Annotated in this window: 15 protein-coding genes; 8 read left to right on the forward strand and 7 right to left on the reverse strand. The window is 40.8% G+C overall.

What is annotated here, in order from left to right; genetic code table 11:
* Nucleotides 1–754 (forward strand): alpha/beta hydrolase (locus tag JR005_RS05940; RefSeq protein ID WP_228731760.1); only part of this gene is annotated, 754 nt, incomplete at its 5' end.
* Here the strand turns inward: JR005_RS05940 and JR005_RS05945 are convergent.
* Nucleotides 751–1,620, reverse strand: coding sequence for an IS982 family transposase (locus tag JR005_RS05945; protein WP_151831476.1), 870 nt, complete (start codon nt 1,618–1,620; stop codon nt 751–753). The two genes, JR005_RS05940 and JR005_RS05945, sit on opposite strands and share 4 nt — an antisense overlap.
* 281 nt (nt 1,621–1,901) lie before the next feature.
* Here JR005_RS05945 and JR005_RS05950 point away from each other — a divergent pair, with 281 nt between their 5' ends.
* Entirely contained in the window at nt 1,902–4,295 is a 2,394-nt protein-coding gene (locus tag JR005_RS05950) for a YgiQ family radical SAM protein (protein WP_218665714.1), read from the forward strand.
* Nucleotides 4,296–4,758: 463 nt separating this feature from the next.
* Entirely contained in the window at nt 4,759–5,289 is a 531-nt protein-coding gene (locus JR005_RS05955) for a DUF2726 domain-containing protein (protein ID WP_218665715.1), read from the forward strand.
* On the opposite strand, the gene JR005_RS05960 is transcribed toward JR005_RS05955, so the two are convergent.
* From JR005_RS05960 to JR005_RS05985, 6 genes are all read right to left on the reverse strand, one after another.
* The gene (locus JR005_RS05960; protein WP_010588827.1) at nt 5,279–5,632 is read right to left on the reverse strand and encodes a RidA family protein; all 354 of its coding nucleotides are present in this window, start codon (nt 5,630–5,632) and stop codon (nt 5,279–5,281) included. The genes JR005_RS05955 and JR005_RS05960 overlap by 11 nt on opposite strands.
* Nucleotides 5,633–6,961 (reverse strand): shikimate transporter, encoded by a 1,329-nt coding sequence (gene shiA / locus JR005_RS05965; protein ID WP_218665716.1) that lies wholly within the window; start codon nt 6,959–6,961, stop codon nt 5,633–5,635.
* A gap of 221 nt (nt 6,962–7,182) precedes the next feature.
* A complete protein-coding gene (gene dinB / locus JR005_RS05970; protein ID WP_035271762.1) occupies nt 7,183–8,238 on the reverse strand; it encodes a DNA polymerase IV in 1,056 nt (351 codons plus the stop codon).
* A 2-nt stretch (nt 8,239–8,240) separates the two neighbouring features.
* Nucleotides 8,241–8,999 carry a GH25 family lysozyme gene (locus tag JR005_RS05975; RefSeq protein WP_026039947.1) on the reverse strand — a complete coding sequence of 253 codons (759 nt, stop codon included), beginning with the start codon at nt 8,997–8,999 and terminating at the stop codon, nt 8,241–8,243.
* Nucleotides 9,000–9,074: 75 nt separating this feature from the next.
* On the reverse strand, nt 9,075–10,466 hold the full coding sequence (gene mdtD / locus JR005_RS05980) for a multidrug transporter subunit MdtD (protein ID WP_218665717.1): 1,392 nt from the start codon (nt 10,464–10,466) through the stop codon (nt 9,075–9,077).
* 167 nt (nt 10,467–10,633) lie between these two features.
* Nucleotides 10,634–11,251 (reverse strand): TIGR00730 family Rossman fold protein, encoded by a 618-nt coding sequence (locus tag JR005_RS05985; protein ID WP_005001740.1) that lies wholly within the window; start codon nt 11,249–11,251, stop codon nt 10,634–10,636.
* Nucleotides 11,252–11,585: 334 nt separating this feature from the next.
* Between JR005_RS05985 and JR005_RS05990 the strand changes: the two genes are divergently transcribed.
* From JR005_RS05990 to JR005_RS06010, 5 genes are all read left to right on the forward strand, one after another.
* Nucleotides 11,586–13,181, forward strand: a complete 1,596-nt coding sequence (locus JR005_RS05990) for a TerC family protein (RefSeq protein WP_005001741.1) — start codon at nt 11,586–11,588, stop codon at nt 13,179–13,181.
* 91 nt (nt 13,182–13,272) lie between these two features.
* Nucleotides 13,273–13,743, forward strand: coding sequence for a YchJ family protein (locus tag JR005_RS05995; protein ID WP_005001743.1), 471 nt, complete (start codon nt 13,273–13,275; stop codon nt 13,741–13,743).
* Between the two features lie 49 nt (nt 13,744–13,792).
* Entirely contained in the window at nt 13,793–14,437 is a 645-nt protein-coding gene (locus JR005_RS06000; protein ID WP_004995394.1) for a trimeric intracellular cation channel family protein, read from the forward strand.
* 319 nt (nt 14,438–14,756) lie between these two features.
* Nucleotides 14,757–14,918 carry a hypothetical protein gene (locus tag JR005_RS14625; RefSeq protein ID WP_228128593.1) on the forward strand — a complete coding sequence of 54 codons (162 nt, stop codon included), beginning with the start codon at nt 14,757–14,759 and terminating at the stop codon, nt 14,916–14,918.
* A gap of 235 nt (nt 14,919–15,153) precedes the next feature.
* Nucleotides 15,154–16,473, forward strand: coding sequence for an MFS transporter (locus JR005_RS06010; protein ID WP_005001749.1), 1,320 nt, complete (start codon nt 15,154–15,156; stop codon nt 16,471–16,473).
* Nucleotides 16,474–16,621 lie beyond the last annotated feature (148 nt).

Raw genomic sequence — 16,621 nt, forward strand, 5'->3', positions numbered from 1 at the left:
CACCAACTTGGCCTTATCGATGATTATCATTTTACTCAGTTCGGCCTGTCATTTAGGGCATAGTGAATCATCAGTAAATAGATTAAGTTATATTTTATTGCTCTGGTTGATTCAAAAAATGTCTAAACAAAATTTAAAGATTTTTTTATTTCATGGGTTTATGGCACGTGAACACATGCAACGTCATTGGTTGCATTATTTAGCTGAATTGGGTTATCCGAATGTAGAATTATATGGACATTTACCGTCAGCTAAAAAAATTACCAAACAAATTATTGACTTAAATCAGAGTAAAAAACAAAAAATAGTTTTAATTGGATATAGTCAAGGCGGTTTTCAGGCGGTCAAAGTGGCTCAGGCACTTAAACGTCTACAATATCCCGTGGATTTACTGGTTACCATTGCAGCAGGGGGTAAAGGACGATTATTACCCAAACAATGGGGGTATAATCCACGCCAAATTCCCGAGAATGTATTGAAAAGTCTAAATTTCTTTTCATTAAGTGATCCTTTGGGGGCTGATCGTTGCTATCGAGATAATTTAATTCAATCTTCAAGGGATCATCAGAGTATTGAAAATATTATTTTTGATCGAAGTATTCAGGTTGGACATATCGAATTAAGTCGTTGTTATCCAAAACAGCGTATTCATCATTTGGTTAAACAACATCTGATTTCCCGTATAGAAAAGGAGTTGTTTAGTCTTGAATCATCTAGCAACTTTAACTCTGTAAATAACCCGAATCCTGCTTAAGCTAATGATTCCATAACTTGAATTGTTGGCTTATTCCGATGAGTTAATTGATATGCACATAACGATGCATAAATTCCACTAAGAAATCCATGAATACTACGTGCTTTACTCGTCACTAAATTGTATTGTCCTTTCAATAAGCTGAATAACGTCTCTATCTTATTGCGTTGTTTTAAATGATATTTATCTGATAAACAGAGTTGAATAGCCTGCATGTTCTTTCTATGGTAAGTAATCAAATCAACACCTTGATTTTTTAACCTGCTTTTTAAATTTTGACTGATATAGCCACGATCTGCATAAAGCTTTGCGTCTAGGCCTTCAACCAATTGTTCAACCATTTTTATGTCAGCAACATGCCCATTAGATAAGCCTGAGCTAACGATCTCACCGAATTGATTCATCACGATATGTAACTTACAGCCATAAAACCATCCCATTGAACTTTTACCGCGAGATGCAATCTTGGCTAATGATTTATGACGCTGAATACGCTGATTTTTACAGACAGGCAGAGTCGTTGAATCAATCCATAAATATTGTTTGTATTCACCTTTCATCAAAGCGACATGTAAAGCATGTAAAGCTAATTGATGCATATTGATCAGGTGAATCATCCTTTGGTAACAGGGTAAGCGTTTAAATAAATGATTTTTATCCTGCTTCAACCATGAAAAGAAAGCTTTGAAATTGTTGAAATGAGAACACTTATACCAAATAGCGATAAAATGTATTTCTGAGAGACTCAGCTGGGCTGGTCGAATTCTTACAGAGCGACGACTTTGTTTGAGAAACTTCCAGTAAGTTGCTTCAAATTTAAGAAAGAAATCATCAATGATGCAGAATAATTCGGTACTATTAAACATCAGGGCTAGAGCTTTAGGTTTGGTGTGGTAACTTAACTGATGGCTCTAGTCCCCTTATTTTTCAAGTCAATTACTTATCCGCGATTCGGGTTAAATAGAATCGCTACTGATCGCGAGCTTATGTAAATTAGGTTTTAGTTTAAAAAATAAGCAAATTAATTGTTATCTCCTTGTTTATTCAATTTTTATAATTCTCTAAACTGAATGAAATTCATGTTAAAATGATCGGCTTTCATCTTTGATGTCACCCCTCCTTTTCAGCAAGCCGAGAATCGCAAGCTATGTCTACTGCCTATACTATGCAGACCGCGCCAAAAGCGCTGTTTGATTACGACAAATATTGGGCGTCGTGTTTTGAACCTGCGCCATTTTTGCCGATGTCACGTGAAGAAATGGATCAGCTGGGTTGGGATGCTTGCGATTTTATTTTAGTGTGTGGTGATGCTTATATTGATCATCCATCTTTTGTTTCTGGCATCATCGGTCGTGTATTGGAAGCGCAAGGTTATCGTGTTGGGATTATTGCACAGCCTGACTGGACCAATGTCGAGAGCTTTCGGGTGTTAGGAAAACCTACTATTGCTTGGGGGGTGACCGCAGGCAATATGGATTCGATGATTAATCGTTATACCGCAGATCGTAAAATTCGTTCGGATGATGCTTATTCTCCAAACAATGAAGCGAATAAGCGTCCCGACCGTGCGGCAACTGTTTATTGCCAGCGTTGCCGTGAAGCTTTTCCTGATGTGCCTGTTTTACTGGGGGGAATTGAAGGCAGCTTGCGTCGTATTGCGCATTATGATTATTGGTCAGACAAAGTCCGTCGTTCAATTTTGATGGATTCGAAGGCTGATTTATTGATGTATGGCAATGGTGAACGTGCCATTATCGAGGTGATGTATCGTTTGGCCAAAGGTGAAAAAGTTCACGAGATTACTGATGTCCGTGGTACGGCTTTTATTATCAATAAACACAATAAAGCATCCAAAGCGCAATTTGTCGAAATTGCCAGTAATGATGTGGATAGTATTGGTCGGGTTGATCCCATTATTAATCCTTATGTGATGACTGAGGATATTGATGGTTGCGAAGTTGAAAAAGAAAAAGGCAACTCTTTAGCGCAATATCAAAATTTCCAAAAGGAATTTGTGGCTAATCCAGTGGTAAGAGAAGGCGATCAACTGGATGAAAATACACAAATCGTGCAATTAAAACCTGCACCATCCAAAGCCATTAAGCATAAATTACCACAGCGTGAATTAGCGGTGATTCGTTTGCCGTCATTTGAAGAAGTTGCAAATGATCAAGTCCTCTATGCACATGCCAACCGTATTCTTCATCTTGAAACCAATCCAGGAAATGCGCGGGCTCTGGTACAGCGTCATGGTGAACGTGATGTTTGGATTAATCCACCTCCAATTCCTCTAACCACAGAGGAAATGGATTATGTGTTTGATCTACCGTATGCGCGATTGCCACATCCAGCTTATGGGGATGCGCGTTTCCCTGCCTTTGATATGATCAAGTTTTCAGTCAATATTATGCGCGGCTGTTTTGGCGGTTGTACCTTCTGTTCGATCACAGAGCATGAAGGGCGGATTATTCAAAATCGTTCAGAAGACTCGATTTTGCGTGAAATTGAAAAAATTCGAGATACTGCGCCGCAATTTACAGGCATTATTTCTGATTTAGGTGGTCCAACCGCCAACATGTATCGCTTGGCCTGTAAAGATCCAGAAATTGAGAAGAATTGCCGTAAACCTTCTTGTGTGTATCCGGGTGTCTGTCAAAATCTACATACTGACCACACACCTTTGGTACAGCTTTATCGTAAAGCGCGCGCTATTAAAGGGGTCAAAAAGATCCTGATTGGCTCTGGTTTACGTTATGACTTGGCTGTATTGAATCCAGAATATGTCAAAGAATTGGTGCAGCATCATGTCGGTGGTTATTTAAAAATTGCGCCTGAACATACTGAGCAAGGCCCGCTTTCAAAAATGATGAAACCGGGGATTGGAACCTATGATCGCTTTAAACAAATGTTTGAACGGTTTAGTAAGGAAGTCGGTAAAGAGCAATATTTGATCCCTTATTTCATCGCAGCGCATCCGGGTACGACCGATTATGACATGATGAATCTGGCTGTTTGGCTCAAGAAAAATGGTTTCCGTGCCGATCAGGTACAAACCTTTTATCCGTCACCGATGGCCACCGCGACAACTATGTATTATTCAGGAAAAAACCCGCTGTCCAAAGTGGCGCGTTATACTGAAAATGTAGATATTGTCAAAGGTGAGAAACGTCGTCGTTTGCATAAAGCTTTTTTACGTTATCATGATCCAAACAACTGGCCTTTATTACGTGAAGCTTTAAAGGAAATGGGACGTGCTGATTTAATTGGTAACTCCAAACAGCATTTGATTCCGACCTACCAACCGCAAGGCACGGCAGAAGGTGAATATAAATCTGCACGTAAGAAGAATTCAAGTAATGCGGGCGATTCGGTTAAACGTAGCGCTCAATCACAGCCACAATCACATCAGTCAGCGAAACGTCCACAAAAAGGTCAAATTTTGACACAGCACACAGGTTTACCTCCGCGTGAAACAGGTCAAAAAAAGCCTTTTGATGCATCCAAATCTAGATCAAAATCAAAAAATAAGACGCGCGCTTAAATTTATCCATTTTGAAAAAAGCACTTCATGATCTGAAGTGCTTTTTTTTTATTCATAGAGTTTTTAATGTTATATGAGATAGACTTTTATGATCCATATTATTTTATAAGGCCGCGTTTAATTCGGTTTAGATGATAATCCAAGCAGACATATACAAAACTTTACTCATCAGATTGATGTCGGGTCATTTAAGAAAAAATAAAATGAATACATCAGGATATCTAGGATATGACATCCTTTGATATAGAGAATATCCGATATACAACACTTGCATCTCGAGTTTAATTTATTATGATGATAGGAACCATGGAATGGTGTTCTAGGCTTTGGTCTAACTTGATTAAAAGAATATAAACTTTTAATTTAGAGGAAATGGAAACCTGTAAGATGAAAAACAAACAGGTGAAGTAGAACAAATCGGTCTTGAAACCGAACTATAAAAAATATTAAAGGATTGATTCTCATGTATTATTTTTTAGCAATTAGCATATTATTGCTGATTTCAGTGATGGCCTATAAAGGGCTTAAGCGTGAACAAATTTATGACAGTGCCTTAAAACGTCGCGCTGTGATGAGCAGTCATGAACAACTATTTTTTTCACGTTTAAAACAAATATTTCCAGAGTTCACGGTATTGGCGCGAGTTTCATTTGATGCCTTACTCACGACAAAGTTTTTAAGAACGCGGAGTAAGTATCAATCTATGGTGGCTGACTTTGTGTTATTAGATAAAAATTATCAGGTCTTTGCAATAGTGGCTTTTGCTGATTTAAGCCATGCCAGACGCATTCATGCTGATTATTATCAGGACCGATTATTGGAATTAGCAGGCTATCGGGTCATTCGTTATGACACTGTGCCAGAATTAAATGAGCTGCGTGAGCAATTTGAATGTGAACTGCTCACACGCTATTCACAACCTCATTCGCTGACTACATTGCCTGTTCAACAGCGCAATTTTAAGCTTGATACCGTCAGCAATCTTAAGGTTTAACGGCAACCACGGTCATTTCAACTAGAACATCTGGGCGATACATTTTTGCTTCGACACAGGTACGTGGAAGCGCTTGGATATCTGCGCACCATGCATCCCAGATCTCGTTCATGCCTGCGTAGTCATTTTCGATGTCTTTCAGAAAGATCATTACAGATAGGATATGACTTTTATCTGTGCCTGCATCTGCCAGAAATTGATCGATCAAGTCAAGTGTTTGTTGGGTTTGACCTCGAACATCCAAACTCAAATCTTCCGCAAGTTGACCCGCTAGATGCACAAGATTGCCTGAAATTGCAATTTCAGAAAAACGTTTGCTCACATGTAAACGTTGAACGCTCATTTATTTTGCCTGTATATATTCAGAAGATACGTCTGATTGTACGTGGGCTTTCATTCGGGCTGCAACCAAAGTCGTGAGTAAACAACCTACTGTTAAATAAACAGCAACATAGTGCCATTGTCCATGTGCCAGTGTTACCAGTGCTGCGGCAATAAAAGGCGTGAAACCTCCACCGACAATACTGGCCACCTGATAACCGACACCTGCACCGCTATAGCGATAAGCTGTACCAAATAATTCTGTAAAAATAGGCTGATGTACACTGACCACCATATCGTGAGAAAGGTTGGCCAACAAAATTGCAAAGAGTACAATCCAGAGTGTTGAGCCACTTTCCAAGGCAAAGAAAAATGGAAATGCACACGCTGCTCCGATTAACCCACCCATCACGCACATACGACGACGACCAAATCGATCAGAAATATGGGCAAAGAAGGGAATGGTAAAACAGCTAATCGCGCCGACCATCAGACCAATATTTAAAAATAAACTGGAGGACATGCCTAAATTTTTAGTGGAATAGTTTAAGGCAAAGGTGGTGACCAGATACATGGTCAGTAGTTCAGCCAAACGCAAAGCGATAATATAAAAAAAGCCTTTGGGGTTTTGACGCACCGCTTCAAACAATGGAATTTTCACAGGCTGTTGTTTCGCTTTGACGACATTTTCTACAAATTCTTGTGACTCTTCTTGCCCACCTCGTACCCATAACGCAAATAAAACCAGAATTATGCTGGCTAGAAAAGGAATACGCCATGCCCAGTCTGCAAAAGCATCTTGACCAAACAGATAGATGACCAATGAGACACTGCCTGTAGCTAGCATGAGCCCAACCCCATAACCGATCTGTACACCGCTGCTATATAAAGCCTTACGGCCTTTGGGCGCGCTTTCAACAGCCATGAGCGCAGCTCCACCCCATTCACCGCCAACAGCAAATCCTTGAATAGCACGAAGTAAAACCAGCAATACAGGCGCCCACCAGCCAATACTTGCAAAGTTAGGCAGTAAACCGATCAAAACGGTTGCAGTACCCATCAAAAACACTGTGAGAAACAGCATTTTTTTACGACCTAGACGGTCACCATAATGACCAAAAACGATTCCACCGAGTGGACGAAATAAGAAACCGACACCAAAAGTCGCAAATGCAGCCAATGTGCCAATTGCAGGACTGACGTTGGGAAAAAATTGATGATTAAAAACCAGTGCAGCAACAATACCGTAAAGAAGAAAATCGTACCAATCGACCACAGCACCAATGAAACTACTAAATGCGGCTTTACGAGCGCGTTGCGCTTGCGAGGGAGGAGAATAAGATGCGGGCATGCAAGAGGAATCCCATGTTTTTTAAAACCAGTTGCCCTGTAATATTCGGATTTTTTCGTCGCGCTCACTACAGGACAGCATGCTAAAAATAAAGGTAAGGTTTTAGCATAACCGCAGATACATGGGTAAATGCATTTGCGAGGCTAGATTACTCTAAAATAAAACAGAAGTGAAAGGGATAAAGGTTGATTTTTTGCACATTTGAATAAAAAAACGGCAGATCACCAAAGTGATAATTGATTTTCATCAGCTTGAGGGGCGAGTTGATAGACGCCCATACCGATCAGACGGTATTGAAATTCGGCAGGTAAATGCATTTCATAAAGCAGAACCTGTAAAATATCCAAAAGTTCTGCAAATGACTGAATGGGGCGTTTAAAGCTTTTACTGTGCTGATAGATTTGAAAGTTTTTGAGTTTAAGTTTAATACTGACACCACGTGCAGTCAGTTGTTTGTGTTGTAGATTATTCCAGACTTTTTCAGCCAGTGGAGGCCAATAGGCCAGACATTCATTCAGATATAAATCGCCATCAAAAGTGGTTTCTTTGGATATTTGCTGACGTTCCCGTTCAGCCTGCACTGTCCGATGATCAATGCCTTGCGCATAGAGAAACAATTGTTTTCCATATTTACCAAAATGGTGGATCAGTACATTTTCCTCAATTTGTTGCAAATCGCCCAATGTTTCAAGCTGAAGCTGTTGTAATTTTTCCTGTGTGACCCGACCAACTCCCGGAATTTTTTTTAAGGGTAAGTCCTGAATAAAAGCCTGCACCTGACTTGGTTTAATCACACATAAACCATCAGGTTTATTCCAGTCAGAGGCAATTTTGGCTAAAAACTTATTTGGGGCGACACCCGCCGAAGCCGTAAGTCCTGTGACTTTCAAAATATCTTGACGAATTTGAATCGCAACATCGGTGGCGCTGGGTAGATTTTTAAAATTTTCAGTGACATCCAGATAAGCTTCATCTAAAGATAACGGTTCAATGATTGCTGTATATTGCTGAAAGATCTGATGAATTTGTGCTGAAACAGCGCGATATTTTTCAAAATTAGGCTCAATCACGATGACATCAGGACAAAGTTTACGGGCTTGTCCCATTGACATAGCCGAACGTAAACCAAATTCACGTGCAGGATATGAGGCTGCTGCAATCACCGCTCGTGGATGGTGTGATGAAATCACCACAGGCAAATGCTTTAGCTCTGGGCGTTCCCGTAACTCGACTGAGGCATAGAACGCATCCATATCGATATGAATGATTTTACGCATACTCATGGTTTTGGCGCTTGTTTATTTTGCTCGATAAAATATTGCCATTGGCGCTGCGAGCCTGAGAACACATTTAAATCTACTGGTTTGGTAATGCCTTGAATCTTCCCCTGATTGGTGTGTTGCCAAAACATCCAGTCGCGTTGATCTTTCAGTTGCGGTTTTTCCTGATAATCACGAATCCAGAGCGGTGTATCTTTAAAACTTCCAAGCAATACAATGTGATAGAAGCTTTTTGAAACATAAAAAATCGGTTGTTTAGCATAATGCTTTTTTAAAAGATCATGCATCACTTTGATTTCTTCGAGTAACTGCTCTTTGGTATAGGTATTAATACAGTTACTGTCATATTCCAGATCAATGACAGGAGGAAGTGCATCGAGTTTTTTTGGCACAGTTTCAATAAAATTTTGCGCCTGAATTTGTCCATCCCGACAGAGGCGATAAAAATGATACGCACCGACATGAAAGCCACGTTCCCGCGCTTTAAGCCAATTTTCCTGAAATTTAGAATCCTTAAAGTCACCACCTTCAGTTGCCTTTAAATACACAAACTGAAATTTTTCAGGAGAAATTTTTGACCATTGAATATCCCCCTGATGATGCGATAAATCAAACCCTTGTACTGGATAATCCTGCGCAGATGCCTGACGATGATAAAACACCCCGACATATAGCAAGGCTGCCATGACAACAGCGGCCAGTCCTCCACCCAAATAGGGGATATATGCAGATGTTCGAGAGCTGATCGTTTTTGGCATAGCAATAAGATTAATCATTGAATTTACATCTTAGCTTGAACTCAAAAGATATACCATGATGAAAATGCAATCTATTTAAACGGACGTGTTAGATGGAATACGTGAGAACACCAGCGCAGTAATAATATTGATACATCCCAAACAAATCAGAGACGCATGGAATGCTGTGGTGAGATGCTGAGTTCCAAAAGATTGAGTAAAAAAGTTAATCAATGTACCTGCCAGTGCCACCCCGATACTCATCGACAACATCATGATCATCGATAAAAAACTATTACCACTACTGGCATCATGCTGAGATAAGTCCTTTAGGGTTAAGGTGTTCATCGATACAAATTGGATGGAATTTAAAGTGCCAAAAATAAAGAAATGAATGGCACGTAGCCAGATAGGTGTCTCTGCTGTCATCAGGGCAAAACTGGCAATACAGGCACCGACCAAAATAGTATTGGTAAGCAATACATGACGATAGCCAAATTTTTGAATAATGGGGCGAATAATAGGCTTTGAAAATAAAGACCCAAGCACCAAAGGGATCATGAGTAAACCTGTATAAAAAGGTTCAAAGCCAAAAGCGACCTGTAGCATCAAAGGCAAAATAAAAGGCACGGCATTGCCACCAAAACGCGCAAAAAAATTGCCTAATACGCCAATCGCATAAATTTTGTTTTTAAATAAATCACTACGAAACAGCGCATTTTGATGGGTATGTGCATGATGGGCGTAAATTAAAGCCGCAATGAATCCTGTACTTAGTAAACCAATACTGAACCATTTGGAATATTCACGGCTGGCCAAATGCTCAATGCCTAAAGAGAGGCCGACCATTGCGAACACTAACAAGACAAAACCACTGAAATCAAATGCTTTGACTGTAGGTTCAGTGGCATTGGGCATGGCTTTGAAAGTGACCAGAATACCTAAGATGCCCATTGGGATATTGATTAGGAACACCCAGTGCCATGTGGCAACCTCCACTAACCAACCGCCGAGTGTAGGACCAATGAGTGGGCCAATCAGTCCAGCAAGACTCATTAAACTCATCGCCGCCAAAAACTGGGTACGTGGAATCAGTTTCAGCATGGCCAGTCGCCCGACGGGCAGCAATAATGCACCTCCAACCCCTTGCAGGATTCGAAATAAAATTAATTGATTGAGTGTTTGCGAAAGCCCACAGCCGAGCGATGCCATCGTAAAGATAATAATTGCAGCAAAATAAGTATTTCTTACACCAAAACGATCTGCCAGCCAGCCACTCAAAGGAATACACGCTGCAACGGTTAATACATAGGCAACCACCACAGCATGCATTCGTAGCGGATCTTCATTGAGATGGTGCGCCATTGAAGGAATAGCCGTGTTGACGATGGTGGTATCCAGCGCCTGCATAAAAAAACCGATGGAAACCAGAAATACCAATAATCGAAATTCAGGCTGTAATTTTTGATACGTAGGTGCAGCATTCATTGACGTGAAGACAAATCCAGAGGGCTTTGCCTAAAAGTAGCATAAAATCAGATAAAAGGTTGTTGGACTGCTGTTGAAGCATTAGGTTTTTATTTTTATTGGGTTCTTTTAAATAACATGCGGATTTTTAAAAATCCGCATGTATCATTTCGATCAAATGAGCAACCTTAAACTACAAAACGACTTGGTTGGTTTAAGTTTTTAATGGTAGTGTAAATTTCTTCGATACAGTGACAGACGATCAGCTTGGCACGATGTTGAGGAGGTAAAAAACCTTCCTGAACGGCATGGTCAAGTTGAGCGATCAAGGCATTATAGAAACCATTCACGTTATATAAAATCATGGGTTTTTGATGCTGGTTCAATTGGCCCCACGTGGCAATTTCCAGAATTTCTTCAAACGTGCCTAAACCACCTGGGAGTGCAACAAAAGCGCTAGCACGATCGGCCATCATGGACTTACGTTCATGCATGGTGTGTACTACATGCAATTCGGTTAATTGCGCATGTGCTACTTCATAATCCAGCATAAACTCTGGAATGACACCGACCACTTCACCATGATGTTCCAGTACTGTATCGGCGACTTGTCCCATGAGCCCAATACTGGCACCGCCATACACAATGCCAAAGCCCTGTTCAGCAATACCCTGCGCCAGCTCAATGGCTTTTTCTCGATAAATCGGTTTGTTTCCGCTACGTGATCCACAATATAAAGCAATTAAAGGTTGAGTTGTTTTTACAGTTACATTCAGATCTGCTGTCATTTCTACTACGCTATTCATCTCGTTTTCGTTTTACCTTATCACGTTCATTTCTACTTCACTACATTAAGCAAGAAATATGACAACTTTATGCGTGTGGTGCATAAACTTTGCAAGGCTTTGTATCGGGTTGGTGACGGACATCTAATGATGATTTAAAAAAAGATGAATTTTTAAAAAATCTTGCCTATACTGAAAACCTGTTTAACAACAAATTTATGCCCATGGGTAGTGGTTGTCGTCACTTCGTTTTTTCTTTGTCTATACAACAAAATTTTAGCCTTATTTTTAGCGAGAAAAATATCGCGCTGCCTCAGAATAAGAACAATCTCACATCGCAGTCGGAGACTTGTCTATGATTTTTGAATGGATGTCTGATCCTTCTGCGTGGGTGGGTCTTGCCACACTGGTGATTCTGGAAATTGTTCTGGGTATCGATAATCTGGTGTTTATTGCCATTTTGGCTGAAAAATTACCTCCTGAGCAGCGTAATACCGCACGTATTGTCGGTTTGATTCTGGCGCTTGGCATGCGTCTGATTTTATTGGCCTCAATTGCTTGGGTGGTGACCTTAACCAGTCCTTTATTTTATATTTTTGATCATCCTTTTTCTGGGCGTGACCTGATTCTACTGTTCGGTGGTGTGTTTTTATTATTTAAAGGCACCATGGAATTGCATGAACGTTTGGAAGGTAAACAATTTCAGAAAGAAGAAAATCCAGTACATGCCACTTTCTGGATGGTGATCGTACAGATTGTAGTGTTGGATGCGGTATTCTCACTGGATAGTGTGATTACTGCGGTAGGGATGGTCAAACATCTTTCCGTGATGATGATTGCAGTCATTATCGCGGTCGGAATCATGCTGTGGGCTTCCAAGCCACTGATGGAATTTGTCAATAAACACCCGACCGTGGTTATTCTGTGTCTGGCATTTTTGATGATGATCGGTTTCTCGCTAGTAGTGGAAGGTTTTGGTTTCCATATTCCAAAAGGTTATTTATACGCCGCCATTGGTTTTGCCGTGTTGATCGAAATGGCGAATCAAGCCATGCGTCATAATCAGGAAAAAGCAGTCACCACGACTGACTTGCGTTATCGGACAGCCTCTGCGGTTTTAAAAATGCTGGGTGGTAAAAATAGCGCAGGCAGTAGTGACAATTCGCAAAACGAAAAAGAAGATGTACTGGCGACCCAAGCCTTTGCCGATGAGATGTTTGATGAAGAGAATGGCGCTTACCACAGTGTGATGGTACAGGGCGTGTTAGGGCTTTCGGAGCGACCTGCTAAATCTGTGATGACCCCGCGGCCTGAACTGGAATGGATTGATCTGGAAGAAGAACCCGAAGCCTTAAAACAGCGCTTGTTATCTATGACTCATTCGCGTTTGATTGTGGCCAGAGGTGAACTGGATAATATCGAAGGCATTGCGCTTACCCATAAAGTCTTAAACGAATATATCGAAACAGGGGCCATTAATTTTAGTCACCATTTACGTGAACCTGTGATTGTGCATGAAAATGCGCAGGTATTGATGGTGATGGAGCAATTACGTCAAGCGCCACTACAAATGGCGATTGTGCTTAACGAATATGGTTCGATTGAAGGTATTGTGACCCCAATCGATGTACTCGAAGCAATTGCAGGTGAGTTCCCAGATGAAGATGAACTTGAAGCCATTGCTGAAAGTCTGGAAGATGGTTCGCTTATGCTGGAAGGCTCAACCGACATTCGTCATGTCTCATTATTGCTGAATCGTGATCTGGTCAATGAAACCGAAGAATATTCGACTCTATCTGGCTATATCCTATTTCACTTGGGGCGTTTGCCTGAAAATGGTCAAAAGGTTCATGCGGATGGCTATATTTTTGAAGTGGTCACCATGGATGGACATAAAATTGAGAAAGTCCATGTGATTGTAGATGAAACATCGTCGCAGAAAAATGATTGATGTTTCAGCTAGGTATTGTTAAGTAGTGATTATTGAAATAGCCCTTAAGTGGGCTATTTTTCATACTGAATTTTTTATAATCGAGAGCGCTATGAGTTCAGCAATTCAATGCCCTTGTGGTCAGGGTGATTATGCAAACTGTTGTGAGCCTTTGCACTTAAAACAAGCAGTGGCACAGTCGGCTGAACAGCTTATGCGCTCACGCTACAGTGCTTTTGCACAGCAACAGATTGATTATTTGATCGAAACGACAGCACTCGGTCAACAGGCTAGTCTGGATCGAGCCGCTATTGCCGATTGGAGCCGTCAAAATCAATGGCTCAAACTGGAAGTGATACAGCATCAGCCAAAGTTAGACAAAACCCATGCATCCGTTGAGTTTAAGGCACATTATCATGATGGGACACAACAGCAGATTCATCATGAACTTTCATATTTTGTTCAATATAAAGAGCAATGGTATTTCCTTGATCCGACTACAGATCAGCACATCACCATGAAACAACCGTGTATTTGTGGTTCAGCTAAAAAATTTAAACAGTGTTGTGCACAATTCTTATAAGTTTACCGTAGAATATCTGCCATCTTTTCCCCGACGTGGATGAAGGGCAATGTTACTCACCATTATTTATATTATTGCAATCACGGCTGAAGCGATGACAGGTGCGTTATCTGCTGGTCGGCGCAGTATGGATTGGTTTGGGGTGATGTTGATTGCCTGTGTGACGGCACTTGGCGGTGGTTCAGTACGTGATGTACTGTTGGGACATTATCCGCTGACTTGGGTCAAGCATCCTGAGTATCTGATGTTGACTTGTGCGGCAGCGTTTATCACCATTTTAATCGCCAAATGGATGCGCCATTTACGCAATATCTTTTTATTACTCGATGCATTAGGGCTGATTGGATTTACCATTATTGGTTGTCAGATTGCATTGCAAATGGGACATGGTTTTATTGTCTCGGCAGTTGCAGGGGTATTGACGGGAGTGTCTGGCGGTATTTTGCGCGATATCTTGTGTAATGATGTACCTTTGGTGTTTCGCCGTGAATTGTATGCCAGTATTTCTTTTGTCGCGGTGATCTGTTATTGGGTCTGTCTTGAAATTGGCATGTCACTTGAGCTCACGGTGATTTTCACACTGGTTTTTGGCTTTGCATTACGTTGTATTGCGATTTATTTCGGTCTGGAAATGCCGAAATTTATTTATCAGGATGATGACAGTGATTCTGCGTCTTCTACAGATCGACATTAATAAATATAAGATTCAACAAAGCTTTTTTATCTTTAGGCAACAATTTAACCTTCGGTTTTGCCTACTTTTGTTTTGGCAAAAGTAGGCAAAACCATTGTCATCTGCAAAACTCGCCATATAGCATTTTCTATCCAATGTATCGCAGAAACGGATTTTTTTAGATGGTTCTTGGCTCGGACAGTTGCAGATGACGTTTTCGCGTATCATATGTCAGAAAATAGCTTATATATGTGAATGTTTAAATCAAAAGATCGGTAAACAATTACTTCAGGCTGTGGAATACTATTTAATCGAAAAATATTCAGTTCATTGCTTTAAGATGTCTGTACTTTCAGCACGGAAAGAATTGTTGGCTTTTTATCAAAGGCGTGGTTATCAGCTCACGATGCAAGTCGAGGATTATCCGATTCATGCCAATGTCGGTCAGCCCTTGTTGAAAGATTTAAAGGTGTTAAATTTAACCAAAGCAGCGCTAAAATAATTGAAAATAGCTTAGAAATGATCGCTGACTTAAACCGAAACATAACATTTAACTTAAATGCTGAAAATTAAAAATATAATTTGAACTTTGATGTAAAAATACGTTTATATTAGATTTTTTTATCAGTCTCTTTTTTATTTCTTCATGAAAAAAGAGGATCTACCTAATGATGAAAAAAACCTATTATTCTACCGATCAATAAAAATTAAGCTCAAGATTCAAGGTTGCTCAGTCTATGGATTTAGTCTCTCGTGTACAAAACTTACCTATTGGCAAGTTCCACTATACCTTGCTTTGCGTGGTGGGATTGGGATGGATGTTTGATGCGATGGATACGGGCATCATTGCTTTTATTATGACGACATTGGTGAAAGATTGGGCGCTGAGCCCTGCGGAAAGCGGTTGGATCGTGAGTATCGGATTTGTTGGCATGGCGATCGGAGCCGTATTTTCAGGTGGATTGGCAGATCGTTTTGGACGCAAGACCATTTTTGCCTGCACGTTGATGCTGTATAGCCTTGCGACCGCCGCCTGTGCCTTTGCGCCCAACCTGACGTCATTATTGATTTGCCGTTTTATCGTTGGGCTTGGTTTGGGTGGACAACTCCCTGTTGCTGTAACACTGGTCAGTGAATATGTACCTGCACAGGTACGTGGTCGTTTTATCGTCTTGTTGGAAAGTTTTTGGGGATTAGGTTGGCTGGTGGCTGCACTGATTTCTTATTTTGTCATTCCAAAATTCGGTTGGCATATGGCATTTTTGCTCGGTGGTTTACCTGCACTATATGTCTTTGTGATTATAAAAAAAGTACCCGAATCGATTCCTTATTTGATCAACCGTGGGCGCATTGATGAAGCCCATGAACTGGTGCAACAGCTTGAGCAACAAGCTGGGATTGCTGTGGTTGAAAAAATTGAAGTAAAACCTGTTGCACAGCAGCGCAAAGTTTCTTTTATCCAATTATGGTCGTCACCGTTTGCACGACGCACCTTGATGTTATGGTTGATCTGGTTTGGTATCGTTTATTCTTATTACGGGATTTTTACGTGGCTACCAAGTTTGTTGGTGAAACAAGGTTATAGCATCGTTCAGTCATTTGAATATGTTTTATTTATGATTTTGGCGCAGCTTCCTGGTTATATCGCAGCGGCATGGTTGGTAGAACGTTTGGGGCGTAAGATAACTCTTGCAGGCTTTATTGGTGGTTGTGCGATTTCAGCCTACTTTTTTGGTCAGGCGCAGAGCGTCAATATGATTATGTTCTGGGGTTGCTTAATGTCCTTTTTCAACCTCGGCGCGTGGGGCGTACTTTATACGTATACGCCAGAGCAATATCCCGCCAATATTCGTGCTTTTGGTTCTGGTTGGGCATCCGCGATTGGGCGTATAGGTGGAATCGCAGCACCTTTGGTGGTCACACAGATGATGGTGGCACAAAATGGTTTTCATCACGTTTTTATGATGTTTACTGTGGTTTTGTTGGCTGTGGCAGCAGTAGTGCTTATTCTCGGTGAAGAAACTCAAGGAAAAACATTAGAGTCGATTGGCTTATAACAATAAAAAGAGGTTGAACATACTGCATAAAATGGATAGTTTTAGTCCATAAGACATGATTTGACGCAGTGCATGATTACAGGGTCTTGTATCCTCAAGCACTGCCACTTAGCATATCCATGAATAGAAAAATTGATTAGGATCATTT

It is taken from the genome of Acinetobacter sp. Colony158, from assembly GCF_019264745.1.
Classification (GTDB): Bacteria; Pseudomonadota; Gammaproteobacteria; order Pseudomonadales; family Moraxellaceae; genus Acinetobacter; species Acinetobacter ursingii.

Coding starts and splice junctions, on each gene's coding strand:
- JR005_RS05985 (WP_005001740.1), bottom strand. CDS start 11,251: ATGAATAGCGTAGTAGAAATGACAGCAGATCTGAATGTAACTGTAAAA.
- JR005_RS05950 (WP_218665714.1), top strand. CDS start 1,902: ATGTCTACTGCCTATACTATGCAGACCGCGCCAAAAGCGCTGTTTGAT.
- shiA (WP_218665716.1), bottom strand. CDS start 6,961: ATGCCCGCATCTTATTCTCCTCCCTCGCAAGCGCAACGCGCTCGTAAA.
- JR005_RS05990 (WP_005001741.1), top strand. CDS start 11,586: ATGATTTTTGAATGGATGTCTGATCCTTCTGCGTGGGTGGGTCTTGCC.
- JR005_RS05995 (WP_005001743.1), top strand. CDS start 13,273: ATGAGTTCAGCAATTCAATGCCCTTGTGGTCAGGGTGATTATGCAAAC.
- JR005_RS06010 (WP_005001749.1), top strand. CDS start 15,154: ATGGATTTAGTCTCTCGTGTACAAAACTTACCTATTGGCAAGTTCCAC.
- JR005_RS05955 (WP_218665715.1), top strand. CDS start 4,759: ATGTATTATTTTTTAGCAATTAGCATATTATTGCTGATTTCAGTGATG.
- JR005_RS05960 (WP_010588827.1), bottom strand. CDS start 5,632: ATGAGCGTTCAACGTTTACATGTGAGCAAACGTTTTTCTGAAATTGCA.
- JR005_RS05945 (WP_151831476.1), bottom strand. CDS start 1,620: ATGTTTAATAGTACCGAATTATTCTGCATCATTGATGATTTCTTTCTT.
- JR005_RS06000 (WP_004995394.1), top strand. CDS start 13,793: ATGTTACTCACCATTATTTATATTATTGCAATCACGGCTGAAGCGATG.
- JR005_RS05975 (WP_026039947.1), bottom strand. CDS start 8,999: ATGCCAAAAACGATCAGCTCTCGAACATCTGCATATATCCCCTATTTG.
- dinB (WP_035271762.1), bottom strand. CDS start 8,238: ATGCGTAAAATCATTCATATCGATATGGATGCGTTCTATGCCTCAGTC.
- JR005_RS14625 (WP_228128593.1), top strand. CDS start 14,757: ATGTCTGTACTTTCAGCACGGAAAGAATTGTTGGCTTTTTATCAAAGG.
- mdtD (WP_218665717.1), bottom strand. CDS start 10,466: ATGAATGCTGCACCTACGTATCAAAAATTACAGCCTGAATTTCGATTA.